The sequence below is a fragment of the Pseudoroseomonas cervicalis ATCC 49957 genome, assembly GCF_000164635.1.
In the GTDB taxonomy this organism is placed as follows: domain Bacteria; phylum Pseudomonadota; class Alphaproteobacteria; order Acetobacterales; family Acetobacteraceae; genus Pseudoroseomonas; species Pseudoroseomonas cervicalis.
This window is the reverse complement of sequence record NZ_GG770777.1, coordinates 1,438,076-1,442,506: the sequence shown is the minus strand read 5'-3', so window position 1 is coordinate 1,442,506 and position 4,431 is coordinate 1,438,076. Positions and strand designations below refer to the sequence as shown.

The following is a 4,431-nucleotide window of genomic DNA, read 5'->3' as shown; positions in this document are numbered from 1 at the left end:
CCCGACCGCGGCGGCCCGCCCGGCCGTTGAGGCTCAGCCCCGCTTCGGAAAGCCGAGGTCGAGGCCGCGGGCGCGCCAGCCCGCCTCGATCATCGCCTTGTCGATCAGCCCCGACGGATCGGCCTTGCGCGGGGCGAAGGGCAGGGCGGGCGCCCGCTCCTTCCGCCAGATCCCGAGCAGCCGGCGCAACTCGTCGAGCGGTGTCGGATGGTCGTCCACCCGCAGGTCGAGATCGGGGAAATCCTCGGTGGTGATGAGCTTCATCGCCGCCGATTGCCGGCCGCGCCGGTCGCCCCCCGCCGCCTGGCCGGCATCCAGCGCCAGCATCAGCCGCTCCGGCAGGGCGAGCGAGGCGGCGGAGCGGTAGCAGGCGGCCGTCTCGGCCACCACCGCCGCACCCGCCAGCATGTTGCCGGCGACGCTGAAGCCCGCCCCCGTCTCGCCGCCGGCCCAGGCGACGCAGCTCTCCCCGGTCCAGATGGCGGCGCGGCCATGCCGGTCCACCGCGTGGACCTGCCGCAGATCGCCGCCCCGGTCGCCGGCCAGGGCGCCCTGGATGGCGTCCTCCGGCGCCAGGCCGCGCGCCATGCCGTCCAGCACCGCCGGGCCGAGATAGCGGTTGGTGAAGGACTGGGTGGAGACGGCGCCCACCCCCGCCCGCACATGCGGGCAGGAGGCCCCGACGGCGAAGGCGCAGGTGGTGACGGCGACGGCGAAGGCGCCGCTCTTGGCGTCATGCGCGACGATGGACCAGGTCATGCGGCGGGGCTTCCTTCTCGGGTTGCCCTGACGGTGGCGGGGCGCGGCGGGGGCCGCAAGGGGGGCGGCCCGGCAGGGGAGGGGGCGGAAGCGGTGGCGCGGCAGGGCCGCCATGCCGCCGCCGCAACCGTTCCGCCCGCGCGAAAGCCTTGCCTTGGGGGCCGCGCTGTGGTGGAAGCCCGCATGACCGACCTCTCCTCCCACGACCGCATCCTCATCCTCGATTTCGGCAGCCAGGTGACGCAGCTGATCGCGCGGCGCCTGCGGGAGTCGGGGGTCTATTGCGAGATCTGGCCGTTCACGGCCGATGCCGCCCGCATCCAGCTTTTCGCGCCCAAGGGCATCATCCTCTCCGGCGGCCCGGCCAGCACGGTGGATGAGGGCAGCCCGCGCGCGCCGCAGGTGGTGTTCGAGATGGGCATCCCCGTGCTCGGCATCTGCTACGGCCAGCAGACCATGTGCATGCAGCTCGGCGGGCGCGTGGAGAAGAGCGACCACCAGGAATATGGCCGCGCCTATGTCGAGGTGAAGGAAGCCTGCGCGCTGACCCAGGCGCTCTGGGCCCCCGGCGCGCGCGAGCAGGTCTGGATGAGCCATGGCGACCGCGTCGCCGCCCTGCCGGAGGGGTTCCGCATCGTCGCCACCTCCGAGGGCGCGCCCTATGCGATGGTCGCCGACGATGACCGCAAGTTCTACGGCATCCAGTTCCACCCCGAGGTGGTGCACACCCCGCATGGCGCGGCGCTGCTGAAGAACTTCACCCATGCCGTCTGCGGCTGCCAGGGCGACTGGACCATGGCCGCCTTCCGCGCCGAGGCGATCGCCCGCATCCGCGCCCAGGTGGGCGACGGCAAGGTGATCTGCGGCCTGTCGGGCGGCGTCGATTCCTCGGTCGCCGCGGTGCTGATCCATGAGGCGATCGGCGACCAGCTGACCTGCATCTATGTCGACCACGGCGTGATGCGCGCCGGCGAGACCGAGCAGGTGGTCGCCACCTTCCGCGACCGCTTCAACATCAAGCTGGTGCATCGCGACGCCTCCGACCTGTTCCTCGGCCAGCTCGCCGGCGTCACCGACCCCGAGCTGAAGCGCAAGACCATCGGCCGCCTGTTCATCGAGGTGTTCGAGGAGGAGCAGGAGAAGATCGGCGGCGCCGACTTCCTGGCCCAGGGCACGCTCTACCCGGACGTGATCGAGAGCGTCTCGGCCACCGGCGGCCCTTCGGTGACGATCAAGTCGCACCACAATGTCGGCGGCCTGCCCGAGGACATGCGCATGAAGCTCGTCGAGCCGCTGCGCGACCTGTTCAAGGATGAGGTCCGGGCGCTGGGCCGCGAGCTGGGCCTGCCGGAGGAGATCGTCGGCCGCCACCCCTTCCCGGGGCCGGGCCTGGCCATCCGCATCCCCGGCGAGGTGACGCGCGAGAAGGTGCAGATCCTGCAGAAGGCGGATTCGATCTATCTGGAGGAGATCCGCGCCGCCGGCCTCTACGACGCCATCTGGCAGGCCTTCGCCGTGCTGCTGCCGGTCAAGACCGTGGGCGTGATGGGCGATGGCCGCACCTATGACAGCGTCTGCGCGCTGCGCGCCGTCACCTCGACCGACGGCATGACGGCCGATGTCTACCCGTTCTCGATGGAGTTCCTGACCCGCGTGGCGGGCCGCATCGTCAACGAGGTGCGCGGCATCAACCGTGTCACCTACGACATCACCTCGAAGCCGCCCGGCACGATCGAGTGGGAGTGAGCCCCGCCCGCCCGGCGGGGCCAGGCCGGCCGGAGCCTGACCAGACCTGATCCCGCGCGGCCGCCCTGGCGGCCGCGTGGACCGATCCCCTCCTGCGGCCGGCGGCGGTCCCAGCCTTCACTTGCCGGCCCTCACTCGCCGGCCATCACCGACTGGATCAGCCGCAGATGCGCGCGCATCGCCTGCCGCGCGCGGTCGCGGTCGCGGCGGTGCAGCGCCTCGACCATCTCATGGTGCTGCGCCTGCAGCGCCGCCCGGTGCGAGGGCGTGTCGCCGCGCGCCTTCAATGCCCCCCAATCGGTGCGCTCGCGCACCCGCGCCAGCGAGCGGCTCATGCCCAGCACCGCGGCATTGTGCGTGGCCACGGCGATGGCGTCGTGCAGCGCCGCGTCCCAATGCTCGAACTCGGCGAGGGAAGTGGCCTCGTCGGTGCCGCGCAGGCAGTCCCGGAGGCGCGCCAGGTCGGCGGGGGTGGCGCGCAGCACCGCCAGGCCGATCATCTCGGGCTCCAGCAGCAGGCGGCCTTCCATCACGGCGGCCGGGCTCAGCGCCTCCTCCTCCAGCGCGGGCGGCGGCGGCGCGGTGCGGCGGAAGGTGCCGCGGCCGACATGGCGCTCGACCAGCCCGGCCCGCTCCAGCCCGTCCAGCGCCCGGCGCAGCGTGTTGCGCGCCACCCCATAGCTCTCGCTCAGCGCCCGCTCGGTGGGCAGGCGCGCGCCTTCGGGCCAGGCGCCGGAGAGCAGCTCCCGCTCCAGCAGCGCTTGCAGCCGGGCGGCGGCGGAGGAGTCTTCGGTCTTGACGGGGTCAACCATTGGATGAACCATACTGCCCTATTGGTTCAATGAAAAGCCGAATTGGTATAGGGGACGACCGCGGATGCGCCTGGCCATGCTGCTGATCGAAGGGGCGCCGCAGCCCGTGCGGGTGGATGCGGAGGGGCAGCGCTACTGGCCGCTCGCCACGCTGGCGCCGGGCCTGCCGGCCGACATGGCGGGCCTCATCGCCGCGCTGGTGGGCGGCGCGGCCATCCCCGAGCCGACCGGCCCGGGCCAGGTGCTCTCGGAAGAAAACCTGCTGGCGCCGCTGCCCAACCCGCCGCGCAACATCTTCTGCGTCGGCAAGAACTACCACGCGCATGCGAAGGAATTCGCCGGCAGCGGCTATGATTCCTCCTCGACCAGCGCGGCGGATGCGGTGCCGAAGGCGCCGATCATCTTCAGCAAGCCCTTCACCTCCATCTCCGGCCCGTGGGACGACATCCCGCTCTGGCCGGGCCTCGACCAGGGCGTCGATTACGAGGCGGAGCTGGCGGTGGTGATCGGCCAGGGCGGCCGCGCCATCGCCCGCCAGGACGCGCTGCGGCATGTCTTCGGCTACACCATCGTCAACGACGTCACCGCGCGCGACCTGCAGGGCACGCACAAGCAGTGGCTGCTGGGCAAGGGCATCGACGGCTTCTGCCCGATGGGGCCCTGGATCGTCACCGCCGACGAGATCGGCGAGCGGCCGCTGCGCATCACCTGCCAAGTGAATGGCGAGGCGCGCCAGGACGCCTCCACCGCCGACCTGATCTTCGACGTGCCGGAGCTGATCGAGACCATCTCGCGCAGCATGGCGCTGCTGCCGGGCGACATCATCGCCACCGGCACGCCGGAGGGGGTGGGCATCGGCTTCAAGCCGCCGCGCTTCCTGCGCGAGGGCGATGTCGTCGAATGCGCCATCGAGGGCATCGGGCGCATCCGCAACCGGCTGCGCCGGGCGGGCTGAGCACCGCCCGGCCGCCGGTCGGGCGAGCGGAGCGGAAGCGCGGCGGCAGATCGCGCTCCGCCCTGTCAGGGTCCGGGCAGGACCAGGAGGAAACGCATGGTATCTCGTCGAATGCTGCTGGCCGCCGCGGGTGCCGCCGGGGCCGCAGCCGGCCTCGCG

4 protein-coding genes are annotated in these 4,431 nt (G+C 72.4%); 2 read left to right on the top strand and 2 right to left on the bottom strand.

The genetic code is table 11. From position 1 onward, the window contains the following. Positions 1-33: 33 nt before the first annotated feature. Entirely contained in the window at positions 34-759 is a 726-nt protein-coding gene (locus HMPREF0731_RS06245; protein ID WP_007003205.1) for a DUF1028 domain-containing protein, read from the bottom strand. A gap of 183 nt (positions 760-942) precedes the next feature. Here HMPREF0731_RS06245 and guaA point away from each other — a divergent pair, with 183 nt between their 5' ends. Beyond that, a complete protein-coding gene (gene guaA, locus HMPREF0731_RS06240) occupies positions 943-2,505 on the top strand; it encodes a glutamine-hydrolyzing GMP synthase (protein ID WP_007003204.1) in 1,563 nt (520 codons plus the stop codon). A gap of 131 nt (positions 2,506-2,636) precedes the next feature. Here guaA and HMPREF0731_RS06235 read toward each other — a convergent pair whose 3' ends face one another. Next, positions 2,637-3,317, bottom strand: coding sequence for a FadR/GntR family transcriptional regulator (locus tag HMPREF0731_RS06235; RefSeq protein WP_040611969.1), 681 nt, complete (start codon positions 3,315-3,317; stop codon positions 2,637-2,639). A 76-nt stretch (positions 3,318-3,393) separates the two neighbouring features. Between HMPREF0731_RS06235 and HMPREF0731_RS06230 the strand changes: the two genes are divergently transcribed. After that, positions 3,394-4,272, top strand: a complete 879-nt coding sequence (locus HMPREF0731_RS06230; RefSeq protein ID WP_245538252.1) for a fumarylacetoacetate hydrolase family protein — start codon at positions 3,394-3,396, stop codon at positions 4,270-4,272. Positions 4,273-4,431 lie beyond the last annotated feature (159 nt).

Excerpts from the sequence above, each read along its gene's own strand:
- HMPREF0731_RS06230 (WP_245538252.1), top strand. The coding sequence starts at position 3,394 with ATGCTGCTGATCGAAGGGGCGCCGCAGCCCGTGCGGGTGGATGCGGAG.
- guaA (WP_007003204.1), top strand. The coding sequence starts at position 943 with ATGACCGACCTCTCCTCCCACGACCGCATCCTCATCCTCGATTTCGGC.
- HMPREF0731_RS06235 (WP_040611969.1), bottom strand. The coding sequence starts at position 3,317 with ATGGTTGACCCCGTCAAGACCGAAGACTCCTCCGCCGCCGCCCGGCTG.
- HMPREF0731_RS06245 (WP_007003205.1), bottom strand. The coding sequence starts at position 759 with ATGACCTGGTCCATCGTCGCGCATGACGCCAAGAGCGGCGCCTTCGCC.